Origin of the sequence: Paenibacillus sp. FSL F4-0097 (assembly GCF_038593125.1) — a bacterium.
GTDB classification, from domain to species: domain Bacteria; phylum Bacillota; class Bacilli; order Paenibacillales; family Paenibacillaceae; genus Paenibacillus_AQ; species Paenibacillus_AQ odorifer.
In genome coordinates, this window is sequence record NZ_CP151965.1 from 1,856,871 (window position 1) to 1,872,058 (window position 15,188).

Annotated in this window: 15 protein-coding genes; 11 read left to right on the forward strand and 4 right to left on the reverse strand. The window is 46.4% G+C overall.

Features of this window, described 5'->3' with window-relative positions:
- Positions 1-139 precede the first annotated feature (139 nt).
- Positions 140-2,230, forward strand: a complete 2,091-nt coding sequence (locus MHH86_RS08050; protein WP_076101561.1) for a hypothetical protein — start codon at positions 140-142, stop codon at positions 2,228-2,230.
- A gap of 138 nt (positions 2,231-2,368) precedes the next feature.
- Here the strand turns inward: MHH86_RS08050 and MHH86_RS08055 are convergent, their stop codons facing one another.
- Positions 2,369-2,722 carry a cupredoxin domain-containing protein gene (locus MHH86_RS08055; RefSeq protein ID WP_235219496.1) on the reverse strand — a complete coding sequence of 118 codons (354 nt, stop codon included), beginning with the start codon at positions 2,720-2,722 and terminating at the stop codon, positions 2,369-2,371.
- A 354-nt stretch (positions 2,723-3,076) separates the two neighbouring features.
- Here MHH86_RS08055 and MHH86_RS08060 point away from each other — a divergent pair, with 354 nt between their 5' ends.
- Positions 3,077-4,105, forward strand: a complete 1,029-nt coding sequence (locus MHH86_RS08060; protein WP_178944148.1) for a GGDEF domain-containing protein — start codon at positions 3,077-3,079, stop codon at positions 4,103-4,105.
- Between the two features lie 71 nt (positions 4,106-4,176).
- On the opposite strand, the gene MHH86_RS08065 is transcribed toward MHH86_RS08060, so the two are convergent.
- A complete protein-coding gene (locus MHH86_RS08065; RefSeq protein WP_036683548.1) occupies positions 4,177-4,524 on the reverse strand; it encodes a phage holin family protein in 348 nt (115 codons plus the stop codon).
- A gap of 152 nt (positions 4,525-4,676) precedes the next feature.
- Here MHH86_RS08065 and MHH86_RS08070 point away from each other — a divergent pair, with 152 nt between their 5' ends.
- From MHH86_RS08070 to MHH86_RS08080, 3 genes are all read left to right on the forward strand, one after another.
- The gene (locus MHH86_RS08070) at positions 4,677-7,043 is read left to right on the forward strand and encodes an endonuclease MutS2 (protein ID WP_076224425.1); all 2,367 of its coding nucleotides are present in this window, start codon (positions 4,677-4,679) and stop codon (positions 7,041-7,043) included.
- A gap of 31 nt (positions 7,044-7,074) precedes the next feature.
- Positions 7,075-7,494: a DUF350 domain-containing protein gene (locus MHH86_RS08075; protein ID WP_036683543.1), complete on the forward strand. Its 420-nt coding sequence runs from the start codon at positions 7,075-7,077 to the stop codon at positions 7,492-7,494.
- A gap of 212 nt (positions 7,495-7,706) precedes the next feature.
- A complete protein-coding gene (locus MHH86_RS08080) occupies positions 7,707-8,252 on the forward strand; it encodes a hypothetical protein (RefSeq protein WP_051491295.1) in 546 nt (181 codons plus the stop codon).
- 426 nt (positions 8,253-8,678) lie between these two features.
- Here MHH86_RS08080 and MHH86_RS08085 read toward each other — a convergent pair whose 3' ends face one another.
- Positions 8,679-9,929: an FAD-dependent oxidoreductase gene (locus MHH86_RS08085; protein WP_036683538.1), complete on the reverse strand. Its 1,251-nt coding sequence runs from the start codon at positions 9,927-9,929 to the stop codon at positions 8,679-8,681.
- Between the two features lie 175 nt (positions 9,930-10,104).
- Between MHH86_RS08085 and MHH86_RS08090 the strand changes: the two genes are divergently transcribed.
- From MHH86_RS08090 to MHH86_RS08110, 5 genes are all read left to right on the forward strand, one after another.
- A complete protein-coding gene (locus MHH86_RS08090) occupies positions 10,105-10,338 on the forward strand; it encodes a spore coat protein (RefSeq protein ID WP_036683535.1) in 234 nt (77 codons plus the stop codon).
- 30 nt (positions 10,339-10,368) lie between these two features.
- Entirely contained in the window at positions 10,369-10,752 is a 384-nt protein-coding gene (locus MHH86_RS08095; protein WP_036683532.1) for a spore coat protein, read from the forward strand.
- A 259-nt stretch (positions 10,753-11,011) separates the two neighbouring features.
- Entirely contained in the window at positions 11,012-11,512 is a 501-nt protein-coding gene (locus MHH86_RS08100) for an Lrp/AsnC family transcriptional regulator (protein ID WP_036683529.1), read from the forward strand.
- A 13-nt stretch (positions 11,513-11,525) separates the two neighbouring features.
- Positions 11,526-12,746, forward strand: coding sequence for an aminotransferase class I/II-fold pyridoxal phosphate-dependent enzyme (locus tag MHH86_RS08105; protein ID WP_036683526.1), 1,221 nt, complete (start codon positions 11,526-11,528; stop codon positions 12,744-12,746).
- Between the two features lie 181 nt (positions 12,747-12,927).
- Positions 12,928-13,185, forward strand: a complete 258-nt coding sequence (locus MHH86_RS08110) for an aspartyl-phosphate phosphatase Spo0E family protein (RefSeq protein WP_036683524.1) — start codon at positions 12,928-12,930, stop codon at positions 13,183-13,185.
- 108 nt (positions 13,186-13,293) lie between these two features.
- Here the strand turns inward: MHH86_RS08110 and MHH86_RS08115 are convergent, their stop codons facing one another.
- Positions 13,294-13,428 carry a hypothetical protein gene (locus MHH86_RS08115; protein ID WP_256720279.1) on the reverse strand — a complete coding sequence of 45 codons (135 nt, stop codon included), beginning with the start codon at positions 13,426-13,428 and terminating at the stop codon, positions 13,294-13,296.
- A 361-nt stretch (positions 13,429-13,789) separates the two neighbouring features.
- On the opposite strand from MHH86_RS08115, the gene ltrA reads away from it, so the two are divergent.
- Positions 13,790-15,052: a group II intron reverse transcriptase/maturase gene (ltrA, locus tag MHH86_RS08120; RefSeq protein WP_076317345.1), complete on the forward strand. Its 1,263-nt coding sequence runs from the start codon at positions 13,790-13,792 to the stop codon at positions 15,050-15,052.
- The last annotated feature ends 136 nt before the right edge of the window (positions 15,053-15,188 follow it).

Sequence of the window (15,188 nt, forward strand, 5' to 3'; positions counted from 1 at the left end):
CTAGGTAGAGTGCAAAGCGGAGAATATCAGCCATAATCTATTGAATATTAGGGATTTTGCCAAATGCTTACCAAAAAAGCTACAATAGAAGAAGTGAAACTAGCTTAGAATCCGCACACATACAAAGGAGGGCACAACTGTGGCTATGGACCGGACACGTGTCGCCGTGGAGATATACGGAACTTCCTATAAACTCGTCGGAAGCAGTACTGAATATATGAAACAAGTGGCCCGTTATGTTGATGAACATATGCGCACGATTTCTAAATCACACACCAGACTGGACACACCGCGTATAGCGGTGCTTGCAGCTGTACATATGGCGGAGCAGGCTATTCAGGTTCAGGACTTCAAAAATGAACTAAACATGATGACAGGTGAACGCAGTGAACTGCGATTGGAAGTATCTCGCCTGCTGGAGGTACAGCGGGAGCGGCAAGAAGAAATTGAGCGACTTGAAGCTGCGGCCAAAGAAGAGGCTGGGCGACTGATTGCTGCTGCGGAGGAAGAGCGTAAGCGGCATTTGGAGATTCAGGAGAATGAACGCAAGGTACATGCGGAGCAGCTTCAGGAGGCAGTGCAAGCTGTGGAAGTTGCACGCAAGAAGCTGGAAGAAGAATTGCTTGAGCGCGAGATAGAGCTGCAAGAACTGCGGACAAGCTACGAAGAAGAGCGGGCAGCTAGTCGTGAACAACAGCGGCAGGAACTGGCGAAGGCGGAAGCCATCCGCTTGCAGCAGCTGGAGGAGCAGAAGGCTGCTCATCTGCAAGAGCTGGAGAACATCCGAGAGACGCTGACCAAGGAGAAGACAGACACGCTGTCTGCTCTGCAGCTTGAGTTGACCGAGACCAAGTCAACACTGGAGGAAGAGCTTGAGGTTACCAAGTCTACATTAGGTAAAGAACTCGAAGATACCAGATTGACGCTGGGTAAGGAGCTTGAGGATACCAAGTTGACCTTAGGTAAAGAGCTTGAGAGTACCAAAGCGAAGTTGGGCAAAGAGCTGGCGGAAGAACGTGAAGCACTGCAGCGGGAGCAAACCAAGAATAAGGAACTGCGGCAGTCACAAGGCACTCAAGAGCATAGACATAAGCAAAGCATTCAAGAGCTGGAGAAACAGCTGGCGGAGCTTCGTGGTGGGACCGGGCAACTTCAGTCCAGATTACGGGCGGCTGAAGCCAGTCTTAAGAGTGAGCGAGATGCAAGACAGACGCTGCTTGGACAATATGAAGCGATTGTTAAACGTGAAGAACAGCTCAGTGAAGAGCTGCGCACAGCTACTGAGCTGGGCACACTGTTGAATGAGGAGCTGGAAGAGTTACGCCAGCGTTATCAACAGTCACAGAATGAAGCGACAGAGCTAAGAGCGTCTCTACAGGAGACGAGTGAGAATCTGCACCGTGTTCAGGAAGAACTTGCGGGATCAGCAGCAGAGGCGGCTAACTGGCAGGAGCTTTCGGATAAACGTATGGAAGATATTGGTGAACTGGAAATGAATCTGCTGGAGTCTGAGGAGAAATCCGTGTTGCTTCAGAAAGAGATCGACACGCTACGTGGGCAAGCCGATGGATTAGTACAGCAGCTGGATCAGGAGGTTCAGCTTCGTACAGATGCAGAACGCGAAACAGCGGCACTTCGGGAGCAAGGTGTGCAGGTTCAGAAGGAGCTGTCTGCGCTTCGTGTGCGTTATGAGGAATTGATTGCTCAATACGATGATGTACTGCAAGAAGGAGAACGCCTGCAGGAAAGATATCAACTGCTGCAGGAAGAAGGCGAAGAGGCAACACGACGCTTAGAAGAGCTGTCTGAAGCTAGTCGTGAAGCCGCTGCTACTGTTGCTGAGCAACAGGAAGTGCTGAAGGAAGCAGAGGCGTACGGAGCTTCTTGGAAGCACAAGTACGAGGAGCTATCCGATCGGCAGCTGCAGTGGACGGATCTCGAAGCGAAGCTGCGCGAGGAGATCGACATTTGGCAGCAGGAAGCCGGCGAGGCTGAGATGAAGCAGGAAGCTATTGATCGTGAACGTAGCGAGGTGCTTCAGCAGTTAGGTGAAGTTGGTGAAAGCTATGAAATGGTTCAAGGACAGCTTCGTTTGTTGCAGGTCCAGTTTGAAATGCGTCAGGAAGAGCTTGACAAGCTTACGGACGAGCATCGTAACCTTAAAGAGGAATATGCCAAGCTGCAAAATGAATATAATGAATGGATTCAACTGATCGAGCAGGACAGTTGAATGCCGGATGCAAGTAAGAGGGCTGACCTGATGAGTAGAGAGATCTATCTCGGGTCAGCACTCTTTATTAATGAGCTCAGATTAAAAAAACAGCCGATATCAGGGAGAATCCCTAATAATCGGCTGTTTATGTGTAATCTATTCCACGATGATAGTAGCTCTCATTCCGCTATGTCCGGAGCCACACATAATGGAACAGGTCATTTCGAAAGTTCCAGCTTCCTCTGGTACGATCACCTTTGAGGATTTTTTTTCATTAAGCTGCAGCTCGAACTCAGGAATAAGGATACCGTGATTGCCGTCATCATTTTTAAAAATGATTTTGACGGGTACACCCTTTTTTAGATGATATTCTTCCTGATCAAAGCTGTAATTCGTAGCTGTAATTATGAGTTCTGTTTCTGCCTCGATCTCCGGCTCCGATGTGTTAGCATTGCCAGCAGCACTATCATTGCTGTTCCCACAGGCTGTAAGTGCTATAACGAACACCATTGAAAGTAGAATTGCAAATTTTTTAATGATCTAAATCCCCTCCCAAGAAGTCCAAGCATAGTGAAAATGTGACAATTATGTAGACATCATAACTTAAAATTTAAGAAAGCGCTTTGATTAAATGTGAAAAATCTGTGAACAGGCAGACTGTTCAAACTTTGTCGTAAATTGCAAAAAAATGATGAAAATATAACTAAAATTTATTATAATGAAAGCTATTACATTAACGTCTAAAAGTAGGGGATACATATTACAAGTATTAACGATGCGCTAAGTACGGAGGTTTGGCACCGTAGAATCTTAAAAGGCTATTGGATGGTAGTCATTCTTTTATTAATCTCACAGTTGCTGTTTTTGTCGAATATTGACCGACTCCAAATAAAAACAACAATGGACACGAACCTGTGGCATTTATTTATAGCCTGTAATTTACTAATTGTGGTCCTTATGATTACTGCGGAGCTGTGGCTGCGTTATAGTAAACAGTCCCCTAAATATGGGGTGGTTAGCTGTGGTTTTTTAGTGTCCTACCTTATGTATTTTGTATTAGAGCCTTTTGTTGACGGTGCTCAGATGACACTTATGATGCCGATTATGGTTGCTCTTATTTATTTTGATCGTAAGCTCCTGTACATAATGGGGTTATTTAGTATTGTGTTTTATGCTGGGGTATATTTTGGGTTGGAACGGCCATTCCTACATAAACCGCTGCTTGAATTCTTGATGGTAGAGTGTGTATTTTTGGTATTTGTGCTGATGGCTATTGCAGTAATTATTCGTGCTCGTGAAGCGCGTATAAATTTAGAGAGATTAACGAAGGCGGGCCAAGATCTAATGGTGGAGAGGGCTATTTCGGATAAGCTGCTGAAGATTGACGCACTTACTGGACTCTATAATCATAAAACCTTTCATGAATATTTGGATTCATTATTGGAGCAATGTGAAAGCAACAACCTTCAACTGCAGCTGGCTCTTTTCGATATTGATAACTTCAAGCAAGTGAATGATACCTACGGACACAGGGTTGGAGACCTTGTGCTTAAGGTGATAGCGGACAAGGTAGGCGGTATGATTGAATTAAATGATTTTGCGGCTAGGTATGGCGGGGAAGAGTTCGCTGTGATTTTTACAGATAAAAGTTTCTCGGAGTCCTATGAAGCAGTAGAAAAATTACGGAAAAATATTGCTCAAATTGAACATTTGCAGGCTGGGAACAAGCCGATTACCGTTAGCATTGGAATTTGTGATTATCAGCTTGGGGATGGGAAAGAGCTTCTCTTCCGTAAAACAGACAAGGCGCTTTATACCGCTAAAAAGCAAGGCAAGAACAGAGTGGTCAACTGTGCTGAAAGTCATAAAGAGGAGATTGTGTCTTTTGCATAAAAACAACACAGAACCCCTTATTGCCGGAGAAGAACCGGGAATAAGGGGTTCTGTGTTGTGAAGAGCTTTTGTTACTTAGCGGCCTCAAATGGAGTGGATACCGGCAGGAACAAGTCGATAATCCCAATGACCAGAGCTGCTAAAATGGCACCCAGAATGGATACGCTGACTCCGCTGACTACGAATTGAGCGACCCAGATAACTACCGCACTGACAATAAAGCCGACGATACCGCGACCGAAAGGCGTTGCTTTTTTGCCGAAGATTCCTTCGACTACCCAGCCGAGTAGCGCAATCACCAGTGCAAGGATTAGAGCGCTCCAGAACCCACCAACCGTGAACTGTGGAACAATCCAGCCAACAACCATCAGAACAAGCGCTGCGACCACAAAACGACCAACATGACTTAAGAAATTCACTGTACTAACCTCCTTTGGCCCATGCTAAGGATATGTGCAGTTCTTATTGTGACCTTATTACGTGATTCTATGCTTAAAAATAAGACCCAAATAGCGAAATTGACCTGAATTCTGTATAATGGAAACATCTATGAAGGGAGCTGTGACTGTAATTGGACGACAAAATTTTGCATACGCTTGAATATCGCAAGATTTTAAATAAATTAATGCAATATACGCAAACCCCCATGGGGAGATTGGCTGCTGAGCAGCTAAGACCCTCCGGCGATTTCGAAGGCGTGAAGAAGCTGCTTCAAGCCACGGATGAAGCGGCTAATGTGGACCGCCTGAAGGGTATTCCTTCGTTCGGCGGGGTAAGCGATATTCGAGCTGCACTAAAACGTGCGTCTATAGGCGGAATGCTGGGAACAACTGAGCTGCTGGCCGTTGGAAATACCATTGGCGGCGCACGCAGAGTCAAACGTTTCCTGGCAGCTATGCATGAGGAAGAAAAGATTGAGCTCCTGTTCTCACTGAGCGACGTTTTATCGGAGCAAAAACATGTGGAAGATGCCATCCGCTTATGTATAGACGAGAATGCTGATGTACTTGATACAGCTAGTTCTGAGCTGGCTAACATTCGCCGTGAATTGCGCGGAGGAGAGATCAGAATTCGTGAGAAGCTGGATTCGATGATTCGTTCGTCTTCAGTAGCGAAAATGCTGCAGGATCAGCTGGTAACCATTCGTGGTGATCGGTTTGTTATTCCTGTAAAAGCGGAGTACCGTGCCCATTTCGGCGGTATCGTACATGATCAGTCTGGATCAGGAGCGACTTTATTTATCGAGCCAGAGTCTATTGTGGCGATGAATAATAAACTTCGTGAAACACGGCTGCGCGAAGAACGGGAAATTGAGATCATTTTACACAGGCTGACGGCACTTGTAGCCGACATTGCGGAAGAAATGACCTACGATATTGATATTCTGGGAGAACTGGACTTCATCTTCTCCAAGGCGCGTCTTGCTCGTGATATGAAGGCTACTCAGCCGCGCATGAATGACCGCGGTTATCTTAAGCTGCGCAAAGGGCGGCATCCGCTTATTCCAGCGGAGCATGTGGTTCCTTTGGACGTGGAGCTGGGCAATCAATACAGCTCAATTATCGTAACCGGACCGAATACCGGTGGTAAGACCGTTACCCTCAAAACCATCGGCTTGTTAAGCTTAATGTCGATGTCCGGCTTGTTTATTCCAGCAGAGGAAGGCAGCCAGATGTGTGTATTTGATGCCATTTATGCTGATATTGGCGATGAACAGAGCATTGAGCAAAGTCTGAGTACCTTCTCTAGTCATATGACTAATATTATCTCCATTCTGCGTAGAATGACTCCTAAGAGCCTTATTCTGCTTGATGAAGTGGGTGCTGGAACCGACCCGGCAGAAGGCTCTGCGCTGGCAATTGCCATTCTGGAGCATATTCACCGGATCGAATGCCGGATGGTCGCAACAACACATTATAGCGAATTGAAAGCTTACGCTTATGAGCGTAAGGGAGTCATCAATGCCAGTATGGAATTTGATGTCCAGACCCTTAGCCCAACCTATCGCTTGTTGATCGGCGTACCGGGACGAAGCAACGCTTTTGCGATTGCTGAGCGTCTAGGCCTGCCTCATGCGATTCTGGAGCATGCCCGCGGTGAAGTGAAGGAAGAAGATCTGCGCGTGGAGCATATGATTGCTTCTCTCGAAGAGAATCGGCTGGGAGCGGAACAGGAGCATGAACGTGCAGAGGGCATCCGCCGTGAAGTGGAGGAGCTACGCAGCAGACAACAGCAAGAGCTTGAGAAGCTGGAAAGCCAGCGCGAGAAACGCCTCGAGAAGGCAGAGAAGGACGCCAGCGCGATCCTGGACAAAGCGCGTAAGGAAGCTGAGGAAATTATCAGTGATTTGCGCCGCTTGGCTATGGAAGAAGGAGCTTCAGTTAAAGAGCATAAGCTGATTGAAGCGCGGCGACGTCTGGATGAAGCTGAGCCATCACCGCGCAAGAAGGCTGCTACCCGCAAGACTGCCAAGGCCCCACGGACAATTGGTCCTGGAGATGAAGTGAAAGTCGACAGCTTGAACCAAAAGGGCTTTGTGGTGGAGCTAAGCGGTACTAAAGAGGCGCTGGTGCAGTTTGGCATTATGAAGATGAAGGTAAGGCTGGATGATTTGGAATTGCTCTCCTCGAAGGCAACAGCTGCGCCAACGGCCCTTCGCCATGCGACAACCGTCAAACGTTCCCGTGATGAGAACATTCGCAGTGAACTGGATTTGCGCGGGACTAACCTGGAGGAAGCTATCATGGAAACAGATCGTTTTATCGATGAAGCCTTTTTAGGTAATCTGGGCCAAATCGCCATCATTCATGGTAAAGGAACGGGTGTGCTGCGCACAGGAATTCAGGAATATTTGCGTAAGCACAAGCATGTGAAGAGTTATCGGCTCGGGAATTATAACGAAGGCGGCGCGGGCGTAACTGTGGCTGAGCTGCAATAGCGGGATTTCCCGGCAGAAAGAAGGGGAAAGCGTGCAAGAAGATATTGATCTTTTGCTGGGTCATCCGCTAGGTGCCTTGCTTGGCTACTTCGCAGTGGCGATTCTTGGGCTAGTTGTATTTCTGTCTTTTTTTGAAATGGTAACGAAATATAATTGCTGGGAAGAAATACGTAAGGGAAACCTGGCAGTGGCAATGGCCACAGGCGGTAAAATCTTCGGGATTTGCAACGTACTGCGTTTCAGCATTGAAGCTGGTGTTTCAATTTATGAGACCATGAAGTGGTCCGTCGTCGGTTTTTTGCTGCTGCTGCTTGCCTATTTTTTATTTGAATTTCTGACCCCTGTATTCTCTATTGACGAGGAGATCGCTGCGGATAACCGTGCTGTTGGACTTATTGCCATGCTGATCTCGGTATCGTTGTCTTATGTAATTGGTGCGGCTATTTTTTAAATCCGTCCTTATCAGGACACCCTGCAAAGGATTATGGATCTGGACAAGCTTTGAAATGAGCAGTCCCACTCTTTGTGGGGTATCTTAGGAGGAAATCATGAAGATTCTCACCCGAGTTCTGTTTCTGTCAGCGATTGCTTTTATAGCAGCCGGTATTATTTATTTAATGATGAATTAAATTTAAAAGTGAAAGTATGAAGGAGATTAAAAAGATGGAAACAACTGTATGCCCTTGGTGTCATACTGAAATTGTATGGGATGAGGAATTTGGACCTGAGGAGAATTGTCCTCACTGTAACAATGAGCTTAGCGGATACCGCACGGTCACTGTTGGGATTGACGGCATCGAAGAAGAAGAAGTAGAGGAAGTCGTAGAAGAACCCAAACAAGAGGTTGTTAATGACGATGATCTTTGGGGAGAGCCTGATAAAGACAGCGTAGTTCCAATCTATAATACGCTTAATCAATTCGGCGATGATTATGATTTGAACAAGTACGAAGAGAGTGTTTCAGCTATTCTAGCCATTCAGGAGGAGGCTCCGGAATGTACTCAATGCCATGAGCTTACGATCCTTGCGGGTAAGCAGCCTGTGAGCAGCTTTGAGCCGTCTGCTCCAGCAACATTAGGTAAATCGGTATTAACCGCTCCATTCTCACTCAATGTTTACGTGTGTCCTTCATGCTTCCATGTTCAGCACAGTCTGGCACAGGAAGATCGTATTCAGCTCGTACGCAATTTGAGCAACGCTCAGGCGTAAGGTTAAGCATATAAAAAAAGGGGCTGTCCCATAAGCTTATAGCTGCTGGGGCGTGCTCCTTTTTTTGGACCTTACTTGACCGTTGTCGAAAGCGTGCGTATATGTAATCACTGACGGATGCGCATAGTAACCCGCAAACGGACACAGCCGACCTTAAGCGCCACATTATTCGATATTTGGAATGCTATCGGACTCCAGTGCAGCTATTGGTCTGAAAAACGCCTAAATATGGGCCTCTTTCCAAGGATAGTATCACTGGAGTCCGAAACCTTGTTTTAAAGGCTAAAAACATGTAAATAACGTCAATTGAGTCCGCAAGCTCATGGAATGATGGATTTACGATTAAAGCAGGCAATTAAAAGCAGGATTGTCCCAAAAGCCGTGAGCGGCTACGTGGGAGGGTCCCTTTTTTATTTTCTATGCTAATCAGCTTTGTTTCATCACGTCCAAATTCTTAGAAGGAGAGGGTTTGGCTGACCGGGTGAGTGAGAATAAATCTAACTCAGGCCGATGTTTGCCGGCAATCGTATCCGTTAACAACTCCGCAGCGATCATACTGTACACAGTCCCATTGCCTCCGTAGCCCTCGATGAAATAACAGTGAGGGAACTTTGGATGGGGGCCGATATATGGGAGTCCATCACGAGTAGAACCGAACACAGCACCCCAGGAGTACTCCAGCTCAATGCCTTTGATTTCTGGAAATAAGGCCTCAAGCTCCTCAAGCAATTTTTGACCTTGAGAGATTACCCGGACCTCACGACGTTCAGGGTCTGTCAGCTGCTCATCCTTGCCTCCCGCAATAATCCTGCCTTCAGGAGTTGTCCGAAAATATAAATAAGGGCGGGCTGTCTCCCACAGCAGGCTACGCTCATGCCATTTTGGAAGATCCTTTAAAGGTTTGGTCATCACTGCATACGTGTTGATCAGCTCAGCGCCCCGGTCTTTTTTGAACTCTTGTGTTTCATAACCCATTGCAAAAATAACATCCTTGGCAATAATCCGGCCATTTTCTGTGTGGCAAATCACGCCATCCTTAGTAAACTCATAATGTTTCGCTTCGCTCTGTTCAAAGACGCGTACACCATTCGACGCTGCCTTGGCGATTAAGCTGTGCACCGTTCGATAAGGATTCGCTTCGGCATCCCCACGTGAATAAAGTCCTGCTGGTTTTGAAAAAGAGTATAGAGCTGCAATCTTTTCCTCATCCCAGAATTCAGAATCGAAACCGTTAGCTGCGAGATTCTCATATTCTTCCCGCAATGCAGGTACATCCTCTGATGTGCTGGCATATAAAAGACTGCTGCGTGGAATGATCTGTGGATCGATATCGAGCTTGTCCGGCAGGTCCAGAATGTTCCTAACCCCAGCTTGGCATAACTGATAAAAGAGCAAACCGTTCTTTTGCCCAAAAGTGTTCATACATGAGGTTAATGATTTATCGTTGGAAATTTGCAGGAGCCCTGTGTTAGCATGCGAGCTGCCGCTACCGACCCGTTTTTTTTCAATCAGAACAGCATCCGCTCCACTTAAGGACAAACGGTAGGAAGCCATTGCTCCACCCATTCCCGCGCCTACAACCAGACAATCACAATGAATAGTACCTTCTAGAGTGGGGTAAGTCGGAGGGTTCTGTAAAGTGCTAGACCAAGGTGTGTTTCCACTATTTAAATTCATGAATTGTTCGCTCCTTCATTCGTGCCGTGATTAGTATTGGCGGCAATTTATCGACTCATTCGCAGCGTGTTCTTATTTCTGTCATAACTCTCTAGTGCTTTTCGGCAAATAAATAGCGCGCTTAAGCGGCATACTAATGCCTGTTTGAATCAACTACAAGGAGGGACTACAACAAATGCAATCAACGCAAATGCAAGCGCTAAGTGGTAAAGAATTGGAATATATCGCTGACTCCATCTCCAATGAGGACTTGCTTCTTAAGCAATGTGCAGCAACGGCTGCGACAACACAGAATCAACAGGTTCGTCAAATTTGTATGCAGCATATGCAAAATCACACCAAGCACATGACTGAGCTCACTCAGTTAATCCAACAACATCAACAATACGCGCCAACAAGCCCACAATAATTGCAATATTAATTCTAAGGAGGTTATTTAATGAACGCGCAAAATACTGGAGCATTTATGCCGGATGAGGATTTACTAAACACCATTTTGTGTGATTTGAAGCGGACCGTACGCGAATATGCTACAGCTGCTACAGAATCAGCATGTCCAGCGGTTCGTAGGGTTTTTAATACTATGACCATGGACACACTGCAACTCCAAGGTGATTTATACACGCATATGTCTCAATTGAATATGTATCCTGCACCTGCAAAAGCATTGCGCCAAGATGTGGACAAGCAGCTTCAAACCGCACAGCAAATGCAACAGCAAACAGGGCAATTCGTTCAACAAAAAACAGGGCAATTTGGCGCATCCGCTCAGAATGCTCATATTCCGGCTAACGGACAACATCAGCCTTCTCATTTAATGTAACCATGATGGTTGGCGAATGAAGCAAATCGCTTCAAGTGTGTGGAGCTAACGCCCGTTTTTACTGGTTAAATCCGGTAGAACGGGCGTTTTTTCTATATTTGTGAGTATGCTCTATATAAACTCAGCCTTTCATGGGAGCTCCTATAGGGTTATTTTGTTTGCAGAGATGCACATTTCATGTCATATTAGTATTAAACTCTTTTCGCGGGGCGACGCATTTATAGCGTACCGTCATTGGCGAACTATCCGGAGGGAAGGCATGAAGGAAATGAACGAGCTTAAGAGGAAAGTGCTGGAACTGCTTAAGGAAGACGCGAGAAGATCTACTGCACTCTTGGCAACGCTGCTTGGCGCGGAGGAAGAAGATGTGAAGACTGCGATTGAGCAGTTGGAGAAAGATCATGTCATTGTAAAATATGCTGCCGTTGTAAACTGGGATAAAGTGGACGATGAGAAGGTAACCGCACTGATTGAGGTGCAGATTACGCCTGAACGAGGGCGTGGTTTTGAAGGAATTGCCGAGCGAATCTACCTGTATCCACAGGTCAAATCAGTTTATCTGATGTCTGGTGCTTATGATCTTCTGGTGGAAGTGGAAGGCCGGAATTTACGTGAAGTGGCCAATTTCGTATCTGAGAAGCTGTCTCCAATCGATTCAGTACTTTCAACCAAAACGAATTTTACCCTTAAAAAATACAAACAGGACGGGATCATCTTCGAAGAGCATGAAGAAGACAACCGTCTGATGATCTCTCCATAAAGGAAGTAATCATATGATCACGAATAAATCGCAGCTAACTGGAGAAGACAGCAAATCAATGGATTCTTATTTGGCCCCGTTGGTACAGCAAATTCAACCTTCGGGTATCCGCAAGTTTTTTGATCTGGCTGCAGGTAGCAAGGATATCATCTCTCTGGGAGTCGGAGAGCCTGACTTTAAGACCCCCTGGCATGTCAGAGAGGCTTGTGTCTATTCGCTGGAAAGAGGGTTTACAGGGTATACATCCAATGCAGGGATGCCTGAACTGCGGGAAGGGATCGCAAATTACTTACACAGCCGTTTTGCTGTGGAATATGATCCTGCCAATCAAATTATTGCAACCGTTGGCGGAAGTGAGGCCATCGACTTGGCGCTACGTGCGCTGATTTCACCGGGGGATGAAATTCTGATTCCGGAGCCTTGTTATATCTCTTACTCGCCGATTACCGCGATTGGTGGAGGGATACCTGTAGGTATTGAAACGGTTGGTGAGAATAACTTTAAACTTACTGCGGAAAGCCTGGAAGCCAAAATCACTCCGCGCTCCAAGGTTCTGATTTTGTGTTACCCAAGTAACCCTACGGGAAGTGTAATGACCCGAGAAGATTGGGAGCCGATTGCTAAGGTAGTAGAGAAACATGATCTTATAGTGATTTCAGATGAGATTTATGCAGAGTTGTCTTATGGCATTAATCACGTCAGCTTTGCCTCTTTACCAGGCATGATAGACCGTACGATTCTGGTTAGCGGCTTCTCCAAAGCTTTTGCAATGACCGGATGGCGGATGGGTTATGCTTGTGGTCACCCGGATCTTATCGCTGCAATGCTTAAGATTCACCAGTACACTGTCATGTGTGCTCCTTCTATGGGACAGGTGGCTGCACTTGAAGCGCTGACCAATGGTATGGAAGAGAAGGACCGGATGGTAGATTCCTATAATCAACGGCGGAGGTTGATCGTCAAAGGCCTACGCGATGCGGGGCTGGAGTGCCATGAGCCGCAGGGCGCCTTCTACGCTTTCCCAAGCGTGCGCAAGACAGGGCTGACTTCTGATCAATTTGCTCAGCGGCTTTTGCTTGAATACAAGGTTGCGGCTGTGCCTGGAAGTGTCTTTGGATTAGGTGGAGAAGGTTACTTGCGCTGTTCCTACGCCACATCAGTATCTCAACTGAACGAAGCAGTAGAACGAATTGGTGCTTTTGTCACAAAGCTTACACGTGAGAGAACGGATTAGTGAAAATTGAACTATAGCCGATCATACAATCCTATGGTATTATTTTACTTTGAGAGTAATTAGCCCCTATAATAGAACTTACAAGGATCCATTTACTCTGGAACTAAGCGTTGCTTTGAAGTTGCTTTATTTAACTTTTATGCTATTTTGCAGCACGCGCTCAATAATACTTTTGGGAGGGATGATTGTGCTTAGCGCCGATTATTACTTACCTTCCTATGGTGGGAAATGTTTCTCTGGAAATGGGAAAATACCCCCCAAGGGTGATGCTTCTGCTCGCATACTCTCTCTGGAAGATGAAATTAGAATACTCCGCAGCAAGATGGAGCAGCTTTTCCTGCAGGAAAAATCATTCACTTCGGATAATGTGATTGAAATTAGCAGTTTATTGGACCTCAAAATAAATGAGTACATGAAGGGGCGTCCGGCTGGAAAATAGTGCTGCTGAATGCTCTTGAGAGGACCCTAGGGTCCTCTTTTTGTGTGCGCCCAGCATGGGCGCTATCTATAGGGTTGAAGTCCCGAATGGCGAAGGCAGTAGTAGCCATTAGCTTAAGGCAAGGGTGTCCACCGCGAGGTGGAATCTGAAGGAAGCCAGCGGCAAATCTCCGGTCTGAGGAATACGAACTTCATACAAGGCTAACGTAGGCTGGATGAGGTTGCACAACAAACCAAAGTCCATACTGCCAAAGGCGTACGAGAGTAAATGAAGCAGATAGATGGAGGGGAAGATAGCGTTCTTACCTGGGGAGATCTGTGTGATAGGCGAGTATACTTCGTAACCCTACTTGTGAGAGTAGGCTGAGTGCACAGAAGTCAGCAGACGCCATAGTACGCAAGCTGTTGCAACAGCTGCGGAAGGGCTGAACATGGAATAGGATTTATACATCCAGGCGTTCAAGATGAGCGATGAATGCAGAAAAAAATCCGAAAGGACCTGACTGAAGAAGGAAACGGTGAATCCCGTGGGGGACTTCAGCAGGGCGGAGTTCATCTTTGGCACAAATGGAAGGTATAAATCACGTAAAGAGAGGTTAAAAAAAATGTTGGAGCAACTGCTATCACGGGAAAATCTTCTGCAAGCCTTAAAGCGTGTTGAAGCGAATAAAGGAAGTCATGGCGTAGATGGGATGTCCGTAAAATCCTTACGAGAACACATCGTACAAAACTGGCAGACCTTGCGGCATGCCATAGAAGAAGGAACCTATGAACCGAGCCCCGTGCGCCGAGTCGAAATCCCGAAACCCGGTGGCGGAGGTGTTAGGTTACTAGGAATACCTACCGTGACAGATCGAATGATCCAACAAGCAATCGCGCAGGTGTTAACTCCATTGTTTGATCCAGAGTTTTCCGACCATAGCTATGGATTCCGTCCGAAAAGACGAGGGCATGATGCGGTGAGGAAAGCTCGAACCTTTATGAAAGAAGGCTATCGATTCGTAGTCGACCTAGACTTGGAGAAATTCTTTGATCGCGTCAACCATGACCGACTGATGATGAAGATTTCGGAGAAAGTGGAGGACAAGAAAGTTCTCCTGCTTATCCGCAAATATCTTCAGTCAGGTGTGATGGAGAACGGGTTAGTAACCCCGACAACGGAAGGTGCCCCGCAAGGCGGTCCACTGAGTCCGTTATTATCTAACATTGTCTTGGATGAGCTCGACAAAGAACTCGAGAAACGTGGGCACCGCTTCGTTCGTTATGCGGATGATTGCAATATTTACGTGAAAACGCTAAGAGCAGGAGAGAGAGTCAAGACAACTGTCACCCGATTCATCGAGACGAGGCTAAAGCTGAAGGTGAACCAAGTAAAGAGCGCGGTAGACCGTCCCTGGAAACGAAAGTTTCTAGGATTTAGTTTTAGTGTGGACAAAGAACCAAAGGTGAGAATTGCGAAGCAATCCTTACAGAGAGTCAAGGTTCGAATACAGGAGATATCCTCTCGAAAGAGATCGATGAAGATGGAAGAGCGAATCAAGGAACTAAACCACTACCTCATGGGATGGTGCGGTTATTTCTCGCTGGCGGATACCCCAAGTACCTTTCGAGATATGGATAAATGGATACGAAGAAGGCTACGAATGTGCCTCTGGAAGCAGTGGAAGACCCCTAGAACCAAAGTCAAAAGACTTATATCCTTAGGGGTACCTAAGGATAAAGCCTATGAGTGGGGAAATACCCGAAAAGGGTATTGGCGAATTGCAGGGAGTCCAATTCTACAACATGTATTGAATAACCAATATTGGGAAGCCAATGGATTAAAGAGTGTATTGGACAGATACAACTCCTTACGGAATATTTCATGAACCGCCGTATATCGAACGGTACGTACGGTGGTGTGAGAGGTCGGGGGCTAGCCGCCCCCTCCTACTCGATTGTTCACTCTTACTAATGACGGTGTTATTGTGTATACTCTTAATTTGCTATCTTTATTGCCTTCCT